Genomic DNA, 15,372 nt, shown 5'->3' with positions numbered 1-15,372 from the left:
CGTCGCATGGACGACACCGCCGAACTCCACGCCCTGCGCGAGCGCGTGTACGGCGTCGACGGTGCGAGCGCGACGCCCACCATGATCGCTCGTCTCGCCGAGCTCGAGGACCGTGAGCGCGAGCGCGAGGAGGCCGCGTCCGGGGTGGCCGGCGGCGAGGAACACGTGGGGCAGACGCCCGGGGTTGCCGCCCCGACGCCCGAGGCGCCGGCGGCGGTCGACCCGGTCGACCCGGAGTCCGTCGACGACGGGGCCGTTCCCCGCACCACAACGGCCGGCCGAGTCGTTCGGTGGACCCTGTCAGCGGTCGGCGCGGTCGCTCTGGTCGGCATCGGCATCGCGATCGGGGCGAGCATGTCGGCCCCGACGGCCACCGCCGATCCGGCCGCCGCGGAGTACCCCGAGCTCACGTTCCCGCAGACCGTCGAAGACGCGATCTCGGCTGACATCCTGCGCGACAGCGGTATCGACTCGGGCAGCACCCGCTACATCGCGACCGTGCGCGATTTCCGCATCTACCTGGCTCAGCCGGAAGACGGCGACGGTCGGTGCATCGTCACGTTCACCTCGACCGATAACCGCCCCTGGTCGGCCGGGTGCGCCAGCGGCGCGCAGGAGGGCCCTGCGGTCTTCGGCATCGACGAGGGCCTCGAGGTGGCGATCGGCGACCCCGACGACTCCTCGATCGACGGCATCCCGATCCGCCTCTCCGAGAGCGTCACGGCGTACGTGGCGCGGTAGCAGGGGAACGGCGGGAAGCTCACCCGCTCGAGCAGGCGTTTCAGCCTTGCGGCATTTCCCATCGTCGGAGCGCGGCCTCTTCTCCCGCTCCGAGGCGGGCCGCCGTGGTCGCATCCGACGGCGTCAAGACCGCCAATACCGTCCACAGCGAGACCTAACGAAGGAGAACGACACGGGCTACATCACCCGCGCCGGCAACTTGGCCGCTACCCCCGAACTCCGCGAGGGGGAGCGCGGCCCGACACACCTACGAACCAGTCCTCGTGACTGACCGCATCAAGCAGCACGACGGCAATTACATCGACGGCTCGACGATGGGTCACAACGTGTCCGTGAGTGGCAGTGAGGCCGTCAACCTCGTGTCCGCGGCCGAGGCATTCGGGAACACCCGCGTCACATTCTCGGACCGCTGCCGGGCCACCGCGTACATGGGCGAGGGCGGCACCCGTTGCGCGACGTCATCGTGCCCGGAATCTGGCCTGGCCTCGACGTCGTACCGACGTCGGGCCGCACGCTCGGACACGTCCGCGACGAACTCGTGATTGCCGGGGTTGGCCGCGAGGCCCGCATGCGCGAGGCCCTGGCCCCCGTCATCGACGACTATGACCTGGTCCTGATTGACTCCGCGCCCTCGCTCGACCAGCTCACGATCAACGCCCTGTCGGCCGCGGATGCCGGGGTGATCGTCAACCAGCACGAGGAACGCACCGTCGGCGGGGCTCAGTGGCTCGACGCGCTGCGCGAAGCGGCCGAAGGGCGCGGCCTCAGGATCATTGGCCAACCCATCCCCAAGCGCGTCGTGATCGCAGACGCTACCGGGGCCGCACGCGGCCTCGACGAGTGGGGGAGCGCAGAAGCAACCGCACTCGGCGCGATCTACGCCGAGCACCTCACCGAAATTGAAGGAGCGCACTCATGAGCCGTCCTACCCCCCGCAAATCCAGCCTGTCGGGTCAAAGCATCTTCACGCCTCCCGCCGCAGAAGCGCCCCACGAGGCCCCCGCAGCCGCTCCCGCACCCAGCGCACCCGCTGAGGCGTCTCAAAGCCGCACAGCGGCGCAGGGGGCCGCGCAGACGGCATCCGGCAAGAAGCCACCGAAAATTTCGATCTACCAGCACCCGGAGGACTCGGGACGTACCCGCGCCGCGGTGCTTGCCCTACAGCGCTACGAGGGGTCGATGACCCTGACGAAGTTCGCGAACGAAGCGATCCTCGAGAAGGTTGCGCGAGTGGAGGAGAAGTACAACGGCGGCAAGCCGTTCGATCCGATCGGGACCGGTGAGCTGCCGGTGGGCCGGCGCATGGGGGAGTGACCGCCGCACATGCTCGTTGGAACCATCCGCCCCGCGGACGCCACGACAGCCGACGTCGAAGCTCACTCGCTGGCAGAGGCGCACGAGGCGCTGCGCGCCGCCGCGCCTGACGGGTTCGAGCTCGTGAAGGCATCCGTTCGCATGTCGAGCGGAACTACGCTCCTCGCCGCCGCGGGGGAGTTCTCCCGCCGCGACGGGGCGAAGGAGATTGAGGCGCCCGATATGGAGGCCATGCGAGCGGCAGTCCCGGAGGGATGGACGCTGCTACACGTTCGCCGCGGTTGACGCCGCGGCACAGGCCAGATCTACTTTCGGTTGCTCGTCGACGGCCCCACGGCTCTGACGTACGCGCTCCACGTGCACTCCACCGCCAGGCGCATCGCGTCCTCAGGGAAGTACCCGATGAGCTGACGCTGCGCCGGGTCGTGATCGAAGGTCACCGAGCGCAGCAGCTTGCGCCCGTGCACCTCGACAACGCGGACGATCGCTATCCGCTTGCTCTTGTCGAAGATGAACCACACCCCCGGCTCAGGGGAGCGCTGTAACTGCGACATGGGCGACCACACTTGCACCATGCGCGGCCCCCTACGCCTCGTTGACGGTCACGAACCGTTGATCCCGCCACCGGGCACACCCGCGGAAATGATGACGCGGTGCAGCCGCTCCGTGGCCGTTTTGAGCGACGTCGCCCAGTCGAGCAGTTCACCGCCGACTACCTCGACCCGGTAGCGCGGCCCGTCGTCCGTGCGGCGCAGCTCGATCGTCCCGGCGACCTGATCGCGAGCGTTGAGCATCACCCAGTGAGCGGGTGACGTCTCGCGGGCGAGGAGCTGGGGATGCCGGCGGGGACCGTCGTCACGCATTGCGCCAGTATCGAATATGTGTTCGATTGTCGCAAGTTTGTCGGTGGAGAGCAGTATTTCGGGAGGCAGTATTCGCACCACGGCTTGGTGGGCTCCATGTTGACCAGGTGATGATCGTGTCCGCCGGTTACGCCTGCTCGGGCAATGCTCGGATCGCCCGTTCGATCTGGGACGTGGTTGGTGCCCCAGCGAACCCGTTCTCCGTTGTGTAGACGCGGCACGCAAGTGCCTGTACAGGAGATGTCGGGAATAGGTCGACGCCGTCGGCCAGGAGCGTGGGCGATCCTCCGAACCCGAGGCTTGCCGCTTCGGCCTCGGTGTGGATCGTCACCAGCTCGACGGCGACGCCCCCGAGCCCGAGAGCGTCGAGCGCCGCGCGTGCGTTGGCTTCGGCGATGTCCGTGTTGGGGCAGTCGACGATGTGCAGCAATTCCACTTTCACGAGGCGCTTTCCGTTCTCTCGCTGTTGGTCATCGTGCGAGCGTTCGGCAGGAGGAGGTTCAGGCAGACGAGTCCGACCCCAATCACGACGAAGACGTCGGCGACGTTCCCGACGAAGAGGTCGCCGTAGGCGAGGAAGTCGGTGACGTGGCCGCGGCCGAACGCGGGCGGGTTCATGATTCGGTCGATGAGGTTGCCGACCGCGCCGCCGAGGACCAGCCCCAGCGCGAGGCCCCAGCGGGCACCGCGCAGCCGAATGGCGAAGATGACCACCGCGGCGGAGGCGAGTACGCCGATGAGGGTGATGATCCAGGTGGCCCCGGAGCCGAGCGAGAACGCGGCTCCGGGGTTGTAGACCAGGGACAGGCCGAACAGGTCCCCGACCAGCGGGATCCGTTCCCCCGGGGCCAGCTGTGCCACGGCGAGGGCCTTCGAGGCCTGGTCGAGCACCACAGCGAGCACGGCCACGACCAAGGTGAAGCCAAGGGCTCTCCTCGCCTGCGGCCGTGGGCCCGTACGGTCTTCGCCGACTGTCGCGGCGACGTCCTGCACGGTCACGCGATGGTCTTCCGGGTCCGGGCGGCGCGCAGACCGTTGAGGATCACGACGACCTCGGCGATCTCGTGCACGAGCACCACGGCGGCGAGGCCGAGGACGCCGAAGAGGGTGAGCGGGAGCAGGGCGCTGATGATCAGCAGCGACAGGATGATGTTCTGGTTGATGATGTGCCGTCCGCGGCGGGCGTGGTCGAACGCGCGCGGCAGCAGCCGCAGGTCGTGGCCGGTGAAGGCCACGTCGGCGGAGTCGATCGCGGCATCGGAGCCGGTCGCGCCCATCGCGATGCCGATATCGGCAGCGGCCAGGGCGGGGGCGTCATTGATGCCGTCGCCGATCATCGCGACCGAGCCCTTCGCACCGAGCTCTGCGATCGCAGCGGCCTTGTCCTCCGGGCGCAGTTCGGCGCGGACGTCCTCGATCCCCGCTTGGGCGGCGAGGGCGCGGGCGGTGCGAGCGTTGTCGCCGGTGAGCATCGTGACCCCGATGCCCTGCGCGGCGAGGGTACGGACGACCTCGGGGACCTCCGGGCGCAGCTCGTCGCGGACGCCGATCGCGGCGACCGGCTCGCCGTCGCGGTGGACGATCACGACCGTCATGCCCTGCTCCTCCAGCCCCGCGACCTGGTCGCCGAGGAATCCGGCGTCGAGCCAACGCGGGCTGCCGACCGTGATCCGCGCGCCGTCGAGCTCGCCTTCGATGCCGTGACCTGCCTGCTCGGTCACGCCCTCGGCTGCAGGGGCCTCAGGCGCTGCAGCGGTGATCGCGGCCGCGAGGGGGTGGGTGCTGTGCTGCTCCAACGACGCCGCCCACGCCAGCGCCTGCGCCTCGGTCACGCCGTCGGCGGTGAGCACCGCGGTGACGGCGGGCTCGTTGCGGGTCAGGGTGCCGGTCTTGTCGACCGCGACGTGGCGGATCACGCCGAACCGCTCGAACACGGCCCCGGACTTGATGATCACGCCGAACTTGCTCGCCGACCCGATGGCGGCCACCACGGTCAGCGGGACCGAGATCGCCAGCGCGCAGGGCGATGCCGCGACCAGCACGACGAGTGCGCGGGTGATCCACAGCTCCGGGTCGCCGAGCAGCGACCCGATGATCGCGACGAGAGCGGCGAGGATCAGCACGCCGGGCACGAGCGGGCGGGCAATGCGGTCGGCGAGACGGGCGCGGTCTCCCTTCTCCGCCTGCGCCTTCTCCACCAGGTCGACGATCGTGGTCAGCGAGTTGTCCGTGCCGGCCGCGGTCGTCTCGACCTCCAGCGCCCCCGCGGTGTTGATCGCACCCGCCGACACGGCATCGCCGGGCTCGACCTCGACCGGGATCGACTCCCCCGTGATCGCGGACGTATCCAGGCTGGAACGTCCCGTGCGGACGACGCCGTCGGTCGCGATCCGCTCGCCCGGCCGCACCAGCATCAACTGACCGACAGCCAGGTCCTTCGCGGCGACCTCCACCGAGACGCCGTCGCGGCGGACGGTCGCGGTCTCCGGGACGAGCTTGAGCAGCGCCCGGAGCCCGCCGCGAGCACGGTCCATCGCCTTGTCCTCCAGCGCCTCGGCGATCGAGTACAGGAACGCCAGGGCGGCGGCCTCCTCGACGTAGCCGAGGATCACCGCGCCGACGGCGCTGATGGTCATCAGCAGGCCGATGCCGAGCTTGCCCTTGAACAGCTTCCGGATCGCGCCCGGGGTGAACGTCGACGCGCCCAGCAGCAGACCGATCCAGAACGCCACCAGTGCCGGGATCTCCATCCCGGACCACTCCAGCGCCAGGCCGGTGAGGAAGGCGACGCCGGAGAAGACCGGGACCATGATCCCGCGGTCCCGCCACCAGGGGCGCTCCGCCTCCTCGGCTTCATCGCCTATGACAGTCTCGGGCTCGTCGTGCTCGCAGCCGCACGCCGCGCTCACTCGCCTGCTCCCGTCCCGCAGCAGCCCGGCACGGTGCACGAAGAGTCCACGCAGGGAGCGTGCTCGTCGACAGCAAGCGTCACGTCCACCAGTGCGGTGAGCGCCGCCGCGAGGTGCGGGTCGGCGATCTCGTAGCGCGTCTGCCGCCCCTCAGGCTCGGCGACCACGATGCCGCAGTCGCGCAGACAGGTCAGGTGGTTCGAGACGTTCGAGCGGGTCAGCTCCAACTCGCGCGACAGCACGGCCGGATAGCTCGGGCCGCCGAGCAAGGTCATCAGGATCCGGGAACGCGTCGGGTCCGCCATGGCCCGGCCGAGCCGGTTCATGACGTCGAGCCGAGAAGCAATAGTCAGCATGCACTGATTATACAGTGCTTGCTGAACTTACGAGGCAAGGAGGCTGTCGACGGAGAGACGAGGTCCCGGGGACAGTGCACGGCAATCGGAGTCGCTCAGACGAGTTCGCTGACCAACTGTTCGATGCGGGTGCGGATCTCGTCGCGGATCGGACGGACGGCGTCGATGCCCTGCCCGGCCGGGTCGTCGAGCTTCCAGTCCTCGTAGCGCTTGCCGGGGAAGAACGGGCACGCATCGCCGCAGCCCATGGTGATGACGACGTCGGAGGCCTGCACCGCTTCGGTGGTGAGGACCTTGGGCAGGCGAGAGTACCGATCGAGCAGCATCGCGACCGTGCTCGTCAACGGGTCGGGAATATACCCCCCGGGGGTGTACTTGTGGAGGGCAACGGACTGCCTGCGCCTTTGAGCGTGTGACGCGCAGACACGTTGAAACGGAAGGAGACCCCGTGAATGAGCACGACCACGGCGTACACCACGGACACACCGCGGTAACGGACCCGGCGTCAGCGCACAACGACCACACGGCAGATGGGGCCCCGGCTGGGGGGATGTCGGACCATGGGCACGCTGACCACGGTGGTCACGCCGGCCACGGCGACCATGTGGCGAAGTTTCGCCGGCTGTTTTGGATCATGCTCGTCCTCGCGGTGCCCGTGGTCGGGTTCTCGATGATGTTCTCGATGCTCATTGGGTACGCGCTCCCGGATGCGGGGTGGGTGCGGTGGGTTTCACCCGTCCTGGGGACGGTGATGTACGCGTGGGGCGGTGCGCCCTTCCTGTCCGGGGCGGTCAGCGAGCTGCGTGCCCGCAAGCCGGGCATGATGCTGCTGATCGCTCTCGCGATCACCGTCGCGTTCATTGCGTCCTGGCATGCGCGTTTGGGCTTGGTTGATCACCAGCTGGACTTCTGGTGGGAGTTGGCGCTGCTGATTGTGATCATGCTGCTGGGTCACTGGATCGAGATGCGTTCCCTCGCTCAGACCACCTCGGCGTTGGACTCGCTGGCGGCGTTGCTGCCTGATGAGGCGGAGAAGGTCGACGGGGACACCACGGTCACCGTCGCTCCTGCCGATTTGCGTGTGGGGGACACCGTCGTTGTGCGACCCGGTGGGCGCGTGCCCGCGGACGGGCGAATCGTTCAGGGCTCGGCGAGCATGGACGAGTCGATGATCACCGGGGAATCCCGCCCCGTGCGTCGGAATGACGGCGACCAAGTCGTGGCCGGCACGGTTGCCACCGACTCCGGTATCCGCCTGGAAGTCACCGCGGTGGGCGAGGACACAGCCCTCGCCGGCATCAGAAAGCTGGTCACCGACGCGCAGAACTCTTCTTCCCGCGCGCAGCGGCTGGCCGACCGCGCGGCGGCATGGCTGTTCTGGTTCGCGTTGGGTGCAGGCGTTATCACCGCGCTGGTCTGGGCGCTGCTGGGTTCCCCCGATGACGCGGTGATCCGCACCATCACCGTGCTGGTGATCGCGTGCCCGCACGCTCTGGGCCTGGCAATTCCGTTGGTGGTGTCGATCGCGACGGAGCGCGCGGCACGTGCGGGTGTCCTGGTGAAAGACCGCCTCGCGCTGGAGAGCATGCGAACGGTCAACACCGTCTTGTTCGATAAGACCGGAACTCTCACCCGGGGAGCCCCCGCCGTCACCGCCGTCCAACCGACCGATTCTTTCCAGGAGGACGACCTGTTGGCTTTGGCGGCCGCCGCGGAAACCGATTCGGAGCACCCGTTGGCCCGCGCGATCGTCAACGCCGCGAAAGCGAAGCAGCTCCCCATCGCCTCCGCCACCGATTTTGAATCCTCACCCGCAGTGGGCGTTCGTGCCCGGGTGGATGGTCGCGTCGTACAGGTAGGTGGGCCGAACCTGCTGGACCGAGAAGGGGGACGCGAGCTGCCTGTCGCAGATGCGTGGCGAGAGGACGGCGCGATCATCCTGCACGTGCTCGTTGACGGAACGGTCGCTGGGGCTTTGCGTCTTGCCGATGAGGTGCGACCTGAATCCCGCGCGGCGGTCGACGCGCTACATCAGCGGGATGTGCAGGTCGTCATGATCACCGGTGACGCCGAAGCTGTCGCCGCGGCCGTCGCCGCCGACCTCGGCATCGATCGATTCTTCGCTGGCGTGCGCCCGGAAGACAAGGCGTCCAAGGTCAAAGAGCTGCAAAACGAGGGCCGCCGTGTTGCCATGGTCGGTGACGGGGTGAACGATGCTCCCGCTCTCGCTCAGGCGGACGTGGGAATCGCTATCGGTGCCGGCACGGACGTGGCGATCGCGTCGGCGGGTGTGATCCTGGCCAGTGACGACCCGCGCTCGGTGCTGTCGGTCATCGAGTTGTCCAGGGCCAGCTACCGCAAGATGAAGCAGAACCTGTGGTGGGCGGCCGGGTACAACCTGCTCTCCGTGCCGTTGGCTGCTGGGGTATTGGCACCCATCGGGTTCATCCTGCCGATGTCGGTGGGGGCGATCTTGATGTCGTTGTCCACGATCGTCGTCGCGCTCAACGCGCAGCTCTTGCGACGGCTCGACCTCAGCCCGCAAGCCGTCGCCGCGAAGTAGTTTCGCCGCGCCCGCAACCCCCCGGATCATCCCCGTCGCCCGCTCCTATCGTGGCAGGCGCCGGGGACGGTCCCCGGGAAAGGACCAGCGATCATGACTGCTGTTGACCAGATGCTCACCACTCACCCCAAGGCCGGATCCATCGCCGCTCAGGACGCCCTCGCCCGCTGTATCCAGGCGTGCATCGAGTGTGCGCAGACCTGCACCGCGTGTGCCGACGCGTGCCTGTCGGAGGACCTGGTGGCCGAGTTGGTGACGTGCATCACCAAAAACGCCAACTGCGCCGACATCTGCGCCGCGACCGGTGCGGTGCTTTCTCGACAGACGACCGTGGACGTCGAGGTGGTTCGCGCTGCTGTCGAGGCGTGCCGCGCCGCGTGTGCCGCGTGTGCAGAGGAGTGCGAGCAGCACGCCGATATGCACGAGCACTGCCGGGTGTGCGCCGAGGCATGCCGCCGCTGCGAGCAGGCGTGCAGCGACCTTCTCGCGACGTTGTGAGCTGACGCGTCGTGCCGCGCATCGTCTGAGAATGCGCGCTTGGGTCGTCAACCGGCCCGCCCGCTCGTCCGGCGAAAGTTAGCCTAGAAATCGACCAGGAGGTGAAGATGTCGCTGATTGCCCTTGCGCACCGAGTGCGTGGCCAGCGTGCATTCACCCGCACCCTGCTGATGGTGATCGCCGTAACAGGCGCCGTCATCGTGGGGCTCTTGGCGATGCACTCCCTCAACACCCACACCACCGCCTCCGGGCACGGAAAGACGGTGGCTGTTGCGGCGGAGGTTTCGACCCATCACGATGCGTCCCCCCTCGCCGCCGAGCTGAACACGACCGCCGCGCACGACGACAGCTGCGGCGACTGCGGCGACGACCACGCCATGGCCTGGATGGCCTGCGTATTGGCGCTGCTTGTCAGCGTGCTCATGCTCGCCCGTCACCGCATCGGGTGGCGCATCACCGGCAGAAACGATCCGCTCCGCGCGGTGCAGGCCCGGTGGCCCGCACCCAGACACGCCGTCCTGCCACCTTCACTCACCGTTCTCTGCATCAGTCGCACGTGATGACGCGTCCGCCCGCCCTTTCGCGCGCGGGCAACGCATCTTCCGGCACGACAACCGTCGCGCCTCATCACTGACCAATGGAGAACACCACCATGAACACCCGCGCCGCGGCGACCGCCGCGCTCACCCTCGCGACCCTGCTCACTCTCGCCGGATGCTCCGGCGGGACCACCTCGGGCGGCAGCATGCCCGGAATGGACCACGGCAGCAGCAGCAGCAGCGCTACCCCCGCGCAATCTGCCGACGCCAACGAGGCGGACGTCATGTTCGCCAGCATGATGATCGAGCACCACACCCAGGCAATCGAGATGTCCGACACGCTCCTGTCGAAAGACGGCATCGACGAGCGCGTCACCGCCCTGGCAGAGCAGATCAAAGCCGCTCAAGAGCCCGAAATCGCGACCATGGAAGGCTGGTTGGAGGACTGGGGAGCCAGCTCCTCCGATACGGGCAGCATGGACCACAGTGGCGGCGGCATGATGAGCGAGGGCGACATGCAAGCCCTCGAGCAGGCCACCGGCACCGACGCCGCCCGACTGTTCCTTCAGCAGATGATCGAACACCACCGCGGCGCGATCGAGATGGCCCAGGAAGAGGCCAGCAACGGCCAAAACAGCGACGCCGTCGACCTGGCGAACCAGATCGTCGAGTCGCAGACGTCGGAGATCGCGACCATGGAGGAGCTTCTGGCAACTCTCTGATCACCCGGGTGGGGCGCGGAAAGCCTCCGCGCCCCACCTGATCAGACGAAACGCTCCACTATGAGCCACCACCCGACTCTTCTCCGCACGTCTCTCCGCGCTCGCGCCGCCTCATCGACCGCGCTCATCGCGATAACCATGCTCGCTCTCGCAGGCTGCGCCGGGACCCCCTCCCTTACGGGTGAGGCCCACCCCGAACAGCCACTCACCCACGTGCACGGCATCGTCCAAGACCCCGCCAGTGACGGGTTTCTCCTCGGAACACACGAGGGGATCTTCACCGTCACCCAAGACGGTGAGCTGGGTCCCCGCCTCGCGGACACCGATTTCGACGCAATGGGCCTCACCGTTGTCGACGACACGCTCGTGGTGTCCGGCCACCCCGGCCGAAACACCCCACCCGAACTCGGCACACCCAACCTCGGCATTATCCGCAGCGCCGACAACGGAACAACGTGGGAGCCCACCGCTTTCACCGGCGAGAAAGACTTCCACGCCCTTACCGCAGGCCTCGACGGCACCCTCTACGGCGTCGCCACAGACGCCAGCGAAGTCCTCACCAGCAGCGACGGCGGGGCCACATGGCAGTCAACCGGGGCATCCGTCTACGCCATGTCTATCGCCGCTGATGCAGCCGGGCGGGTCATCGCATCCACCTCGGAAGGTCTGATGGTCAGCACCGACCGGGCCGTGACCTTCCAAGAATGGGCGGGCGCCCCCCGCCTCGTCGGCCTCAGCTCCTCCCCAGACCACAACCGAGTCGTCGGCATCGGCTCCCAAGGGAAGATTTGGACCACAACCGCCGGCACCCAAAACTGGTACGAAGTCGGAACAGCCCACGGCGCCACCCAAGCCGTCACCATCACGAACAACGGTGACATCCTCGTCGTCGACGACAGCGGCCTCACTCTCGTCACTAGCCCGTAGTCTGAGCCCGATCCCGAGCCACGGAGGGCCTGCGTGAAGCACTCTGGGAGGCCGTGACTCCTCCAGGTTCCGCGTGTATCCTGGGGCTCACAACGGGCCGGTTACCGGAACGTTGCCAGCCTAAGACCCCGCCTCGGCGGGGTCTTAGTTTTATGGCGTCCAGATCCAGTCGTGCGAAGTGGATTCCTTGATCAAGCCGCCCAACCGTGCCATCGTGGCCGCTGACTTCGGGTGCGTCTCTGTCACCGTGTGCCGGCGTCGGTGCAGGTAGACCGCGAGGTCCACGGCCTGCAACCCGACAGCGTTCTTGGAGGACGCGAACTGGATCGGGGACGAAATCAGGTCCAGCCTGCTCGACCGGTACCCCGGCGTGCCCAGCAGCCGGTAGCTCTCAAACTGCCGCCGATGCTCCTCCTGCGTCGCGATCTCGTCAGCGACGACGATCACCTCCTCCGTGTCAAAGGGAAAGAAGTCGCGCCGGTACGCATTGACCCGCTCAAGCAGATGCTGCAAGACGACCTTGTGGGGCTGGTCCGGGTACCGGTACCGCGCATTGAGGCGGTTCACGTCCACGCCGCGGAAGAGGTAGCGAACCTCCGCGTCCCGCGCGATGCGCAGCGCTGCCGCGTAAATTCCTGCCGCCTCACGGTGCTTGCCCCGCAGCGGTGACCATTCGCCAGCCCCACCCATCAGCTCGTGGCCGTGAAACTCCACGTCGGCCGGCACCCCGTGATCCGCTGCGATCTGGGTACGAAAAGTGGCATAGCCTTCCTCGAGCTGTTCCCACTTCTCCTGTGTCGTTATGGCGGCGCCGATGAAGTAAAAGTCCTGGTTATAGGACTCGTCGACATAAGCAATCAGCACTCCGACATCATGACAGCGGCATGCGCGTGGCTAGAGTCCACCATCTGCTGGTGTCCATCGCATCATCTTCCGCCTTCTACATGTGGTGCAAAACCGATCGGTTACGCATCATCGGGTAGGTCGCTGATGGGCCGTCGAGATGCGGCGGATCGGGGTGGTGTGTGGAGTTGCCAGCTCTATGGCGGTGTTCCGTGATCGCCCGGTGAGGCTGGTTAGCTCCCGATGACGAGGACGCTGGCGGCCGCTTCGACGACGTCGTCGGTGATTGTCTCGAGTTCGTTGATCTTGAGGATGCGGCTGATCTGAGGGAAGAGTCGTTCGAGGAGGCGGAAGTTTCCGCGAGTGATGCGTTCGATGGCGGCGATGGCCTGGGCATCGGTGAAGTCGTCGGGGTTAAGGGTGCGTCCGAGGCGTTTCCAGTGTTTGTCGAGGACAAAGAGGAGTTCGTCGCGGCCGAGGGCGCGGTAGCGGTGGGAGAAGCCAAGGCGGCTGTAGAGCTGGGGGTAGTGGCGGAAGCGCTGGTCGATGCCGGGCATACCGATCAGGATGATCGCGAGGTGGGTGCGGTCGTGTTTGTCGCGGAGCAGCTCAAGCGCGGTGGGGGTGAGTCGCTCAGCTTCGTCGACGATGAGTAGTTCAACCCATCGGGTGGTGTCGCCGTTATTTGCGCCGGTGACTTTCCCGAGTGTGCGGAGGTGTTCATCGATGCAGATGCCGGCCTTGGCCTGCCATCTGCTGATCTCCTCCATGAGAACTTTGGGTCGCGGGAGGACTTCGGGTGTGTAGAAGACGGTGCGGGAGCGGTGCGCGAGCGCATAGTGTTTCGCGTCGTCCTCGCCCCTCGGGCCCCACGCGGTGATGTAAGGCTCGAGGGCGTCCCAGTTGGCGTAGCGACGCGCGGAGTTGGTCTTTCCCACTCCGGCGTCACCGTGGCAGATGCCGATCGTGCGCTCCTTCCTCACCGCGTTCGCGAACTCGGTGAAGCGACGGTGTTCCTTGGTGACGATGAAGTTTTGGCTCATCACTCCTCCTCGTAGGTACGGAGTCGTTTCCTGCGCGGGGCGGGGTCCGCAAGGCGAGGTTCTTCGCGGTGGGCGACGGTGGGGATGCGATCGTTGATGATGCGCCGGAGTTCGTGGCGGCGAGCACGGCGGGCGGCTTCGATGTCGCGGAGGCTGAGGCGGATGTTGGGGTGGGCTTCGTCGACGGCGACGCAGACGAAGGTGTCGTGGTCGTAGACGCGGATCTCGGAGACGTCGCGGGGGTCGTAGCGGATGGTGACGGCGTGTCCGACGAACGGGGCGAGAGTGGGCGCGAGGTAGCGCTGACCCTGAAAGTGGATGCCGTCTCGATGCACGGTCCGATGCGTGGGGACGGTGAGTAGCAGGCCGTCGAGCTGGTCGAGGGTGTCGGGCATGCGGGGCATCCAGCCGTCCGCGACCCAGGCGTCTCGCGGGGAAACACCGAGCTCCCGGTGGGTGCGCTGGTTGTAGGTGGCGATGAAGGCGCCGACCTCCCCGGTCCGCACCGGGGAGGTCGAGCACTGGCTGAGGGCTGCGGTTGCGGGGGCCGAGGTGGCCGGGGAGGGTCTGGAGGACTTCGGTATTGATGGTGCCGAAGAACCGCTCGATCTTGCCGCGCCCCTGGGGCCGTCCGACGGTCGAGAAGATGAGCCGCAGGTGCAGCTCGACGGCGGTGCGTTCGAGGTGGTGGCTGGTGAAGTCGGAGCCGTGATCGACGTGCAGCACGTCGGGGATCCCGCACATCGCCCATGCCGGGTCGGTCTTTCGCCAAATCGCCTGCCGCAACGCGAGAGCGGTGTTCAGTGACGAAGGCGCGCCGGTAAAGACCATGTAGCCGCAGATTGAGCGGGAGTAATCATCCATCACCGTCGTCAGCCAGGGGCGCTCGGGCTTCCCGTTCGCGCCGATGATGAGGATGTCGAGTTCAGTGTGGTCGGCCTGCCAGATCTGGTTCGGCCGTTCCGCGCGGCGGCGGAACACCAGCTCGTGGCGGTCGCGGTAGGAAGCGGGACCCTCTAACGCGAGGGTGACGAGCGCGGGGTCGAGGGCCTGCACGATCTGCCGGACGGTCGCGTAGCTCGGCGCCGGCCTGCTGTCGCGCAGGCACTCTTCGACGGTGAGGCGATGCAATGTCGCAATTGAGGGACGAGGCCGCGTCAGAGCGAGCCGCTCGATGGTGGTGACAGTTGCCGGGTGAGTGCGCCGCCTGCCCTTGTCTCTTCGTGCCGAGTCGTCGAGTCCCGCGAGCCCGTGTTTCTTGTAGAGCTGATGCCAGCGTTGCAGCGTCCGCGTGCCGATGCCGCTCTCGCGGGCGAGGGCCGCGAGGGGGACCTGATCTTCGACGTGAAGTCGAAGGATCCGCCACCGCTCGAGGCCGTCCATGAGCCGCTACATCGCTGCGCTCTCGCGGACCGCGTGGGCCTGCTGGTGGCGGTAGAGCGTTGCGCGACTCCACCCGACGAGACGAGCAGCGTCCTCAGCGGTGCGACCACGCGCCCGCGCGTCCGCGGCGATCGCGAGCTTGTCCGCGATTACGACCGGATCTGACAGGGGCCGGCCGAACCGGGTCCCGTTTGCTCGGGCGGCCGCGATGCCGGCGTTGACCCGTTCGACGATGAGCTCCCGTTCGTACTCCGCGAGCGTGGCGAGCATGTTCAGCATCAGCCGGCCCGTCGACGTCGACGGATCGATGCCATCCGAAATAGACCGCACCTGCACACCGCGCTCGCGCAGCAGGTTCACGGTATTCAGCACATCAATCAGGGAGCGGCCAAGACGATCGACTCGCCACACGACCACGGTGTCGCCGTCCTCGGCGTACTCGAGGAGCTTTTTCATCCCGGCCCGCTCGATCGCGGTCTTGCTCCCCGAGGTGACGTCCGCGAAGACGTCGCGCTTCTGCACCCCGGCGGCGACGAGCGCATCAAGCTGCAACTGCGCATCCTGACTCGACGTACTCACACGCGTATACCCCAGAAGCCTCACAACCTCATTCTGACTCGGAAAAACCCTCCGCGCCCCCTTCTGAGACAAAACGCGGCAAGACGTCTTTT

At 67.3% G+C, this 15,372-nt stretch carries 17 protein-coding genes and 2 pseudogenes; 8 read left to right on the top strand and 11 right to left on the bottom strand.

Annotated elements, in window-relative coordinates:
* Positions 1 to 6 precede the first annotated feature (6 nt).
* The 3 genes from Q9R20_RS04780 (at position 7) to Q9R20_RS04770 (ending at position 2,055) form a co-directional block, all read left to right on the top strand.
* Positions 7 to 741 carry a hypothetical protein gene (locus Q9R20_RS04780; protein WP_311248226.1) on the top strand — a complete coding sequence of 245 codons (735 nt, stop codon included), beginning with the start codon at positions 7 to 9 and terminating at the stop codon, positions 739 to 741.
* A 448-nt stretch (positions 742 to 1,189) separates the two neighbouring features.
* Positions 1,190 to 1,660, top strand: a complete 471-nt coding sequence (locus tag Q9R20_RS04775; RefSeq protein WP_311248225.1) for a ParA family protein — start codon at positions 1,190 to 1,192, stop codon at positions 1,658 to 1,660.
* Entirely contained in the window at positions 1,657 to 2,055 is a 399-nt protein-coding gene (locus Q9R20_RS04770) for a ParB family protein (RefSeq protein WP_311248224.1), read from the top strand. Before Q9R20_RS04775 ends, Q9R20_RS04770 begins: the two co-directional genes overlap by 4 nt.
* 305 nt (positions 2,056 to 2,360) lie before the next feature.
* Here Q9R20_RS04770 and Q9R20_RS04765 read toward each other — a convergent pair whose 3' ends face one another.
* From Q9R20_RS04765 to Q9R20_RS04735, 7 genes and pseudogenes are all read right to left on the bottom strand, one after another.
* On the bottom strand, positions 2,361 to 2,609 hold the full coding sequence (locus tag Q9R20_RS04765) for a hypothetical protein (protein WP_311248223.1): 249 nt from the start codon (positions 2,607 to 2,609) through the stop codon (positions 2,361 to 2,363).
* A gap of 48 nt (positions 2,610 to 2,657) precedes the next feature.
* Complete coding sequence (locus Q9R20_RS04760; RefSeq protein WP_311248222.1) at positions 2,658 to 2,918, bottom strand: hypothetical protein; 261 nt, start codon at positions 2,916 to 2,918, stop codon at positions 2,658 to 2,660.
* A gap of 127 nt (positions 2,919 to 3,045) precedes the next feature.
* On the bottom strand, positions 3,046 to 3,360 hold the full coding sequence (locus Q9R20_RS04755; RefSeq protein ID WP_016465414.1) for a hypothetical protein: 315 nt from the start codon (positions 3,358 to 3,360) through the stop codon (positions 3,046 to 3,048).
* A complete protein-coding gene (gene lspA / locus Q9R20_RS04750; RefSeq protein WP_016465415.1) occupies positions 3,357 to 3,917 on the bottom strand; it encodes a signal peptidase II in 561 nt (186 codons plus the stop codon). Before lspA ends, Q9R20_RS04755 begins: the two co-directional genes overlap by 4 nt.
* Positions 3,914 to 5,827: a cation-translocating P-type ATPase gene (locus Q9R20_RS04745; protein WP_311248221.1), complete on the bottom strand. Its 1,914-nt coding sequence runs from the start codon at positions 5,825 to 5,827 to the stop codon at positions 3,914 to 3,916. The genes lspA and Q9R20_RS04745 overlap by 4 nt, the downstream gene beginning before the upstream one ends.
* A complete protein-coding gene (locus tag Q9R20_RS04740; protein WP_016465417.1) occupies positions 5,824 to 6,183 on the bottom strand; it encodes a helix-turn-helix transcriptional regulator in 360 nt (119 codons plus the stop codon). Before Q9R20_RS04740 ends, Q9R20_RS04745 begins: the two co-directional genes overlap by 4 nt.
* Positions 6,184 to 6,278: 95 nt before the next feature.
* Positions 6,279 to 6,485: pseudogene (locus Q9R20_RS04735) on the bottom strand (heat-shock protein HtpX); the annotation flags it as partial.
* Positions 6,486 to 6,817: 332 nt separating this feature from the next.
* On the opposite strand from Q9R20_RS04735, the gene Q9R20_RS04730 reads away from it, so the two are divergent.
* The 5 genes from Q9R20_RS04730 (at position 6,818) to Q9R20_RS04710 (ending at position 11,432) form a co-directional block, all read left to right on the top strand.
* Entirely contained in the window at positions 6,818 to 8,746 is a 1,929-nt protein-coding gene (locus tag Q9R20_RS04730) for a heavy metal translocating P-type ATPase (RefSeq protein ID WP_396653665.1), read from the top strand.
* A gap of 93 nt (positions 8,747 to 8,839) precedes the next feature.
* Positions 8,840 to 9,244, top strand: coding sequence for a four-helix bundle copper-binding protein (locus Q9R20_RS04725; RefSeq protein ID WP_311248220.1), 405 nt, complete (start codon positions 8,840 to 8,842; stop codon positions 9,242 to 9,244).
* A gap of 107 nt (positions 9,245 to 9,351) precedes the next feature.
* Positions 9,352 to 9,804, top strand: coding sequence for a DUF6153 family protein (locus Q9R20_RS04720; protein WP_311248219.1), 453 nt, complete (start codon positions 9,352 to 9,354; stop codon positions 9,802 to 9,804).
* Positions 9,805 to 9,896: 92 nt separating this feature from the next.
* Positions 9,897 to 10,505: a DUF305 domain-containing protein gene (locus tag Q9R20_RS04715; RefSeq protein WP_311248405.1), complete on the top strand. Its 609-nt coding sequence runs from the start codon at positions 9,897 to 9,899 to the stop codon at positions 10,503 to 10,505.
* Positions 10,506 to 10,565: 60 nt separating this feature from the next.
* A complete protein-coding gene (locus Q9R20_RS04710; protein ID WP_396653656.1) occupies positions 10,566 to 11,432 on the top strand; it encodes a F510_1955 family glycosylhydrolase in 867 nt (288 codons plus the stop codon).
* 150 nt (positions 11,433 to 11,582) lie between these two features.
* Here the strand turns inward: Q9R20_RS04710 and Q9R20_RS04705 are convergent, their stop codons facing one another.
* The 4 genes and pseudogenes from Q9R20_RS04705 to Q9R20_RS04685 all read right to left on the bottom strand — a co-directional run bounded on the left by Q9R20_RS04705 (position 11,583) and on the right by Q9R20_RS04685 (position 15,304).
* On the bottom strand, positions 11,583 to 12,296 hold the full coding sequence (locus Q9R20_RS04705) for a DUF3800 domain-containing protein (protein ID WP_311248217.1): 714 nt from the start codon (positions 12,294 to 12,296) through the stop codon (positions 11,583 to 11,585).
* A gap of 212 nt (positions 12,297 to 12,508) precedes the next feature.
* On the bottom strand, positions 12,509 to 13,318 hold the full coding sequence (locus tag Q9R20_RS04700) for an AAA family ATPase (protein ID WP_295791443.1): 810 nt from the start codon (positions 13,316 to 13,318) through the stop codon (positions 12,509 to 12,511).
* Positions 13,318 to 14,701, bottom strand: a pseudogene (locus Q9R20_RS15950) (Mu transposase C-terminal domain-containing protein). Before Q9R20_RS15950 ends, Q9R20_RS04700 begins: the two are co-directional and overlap by 1 nt.
* Before the next feature lie 6 nt (positions 14,702 to 14,707).
* A complete protein-coding gene (locus tag Q9R20_RS04685; protein WP_295791447.1) occupies positions 14,708 to 15,304 on the bottom strand; it encodes a recombinase family protein in 597 nt (198 codons plus the stop codon).
* Positions 15,305 to 15,372 lie beyond the last annotated feature (68 nt).

Source organism: Microbacterium sp. PRF11, from assembly GCF_031844085.1.
Lineage (GTDB): Bacteria > Actinomycetota > Actinomycetes > Actinomycetales > Microbacteriaceae > Microbacterium.
This window is presented reverse-complemented; position numbering and strand designations above follow the sequence as displayed.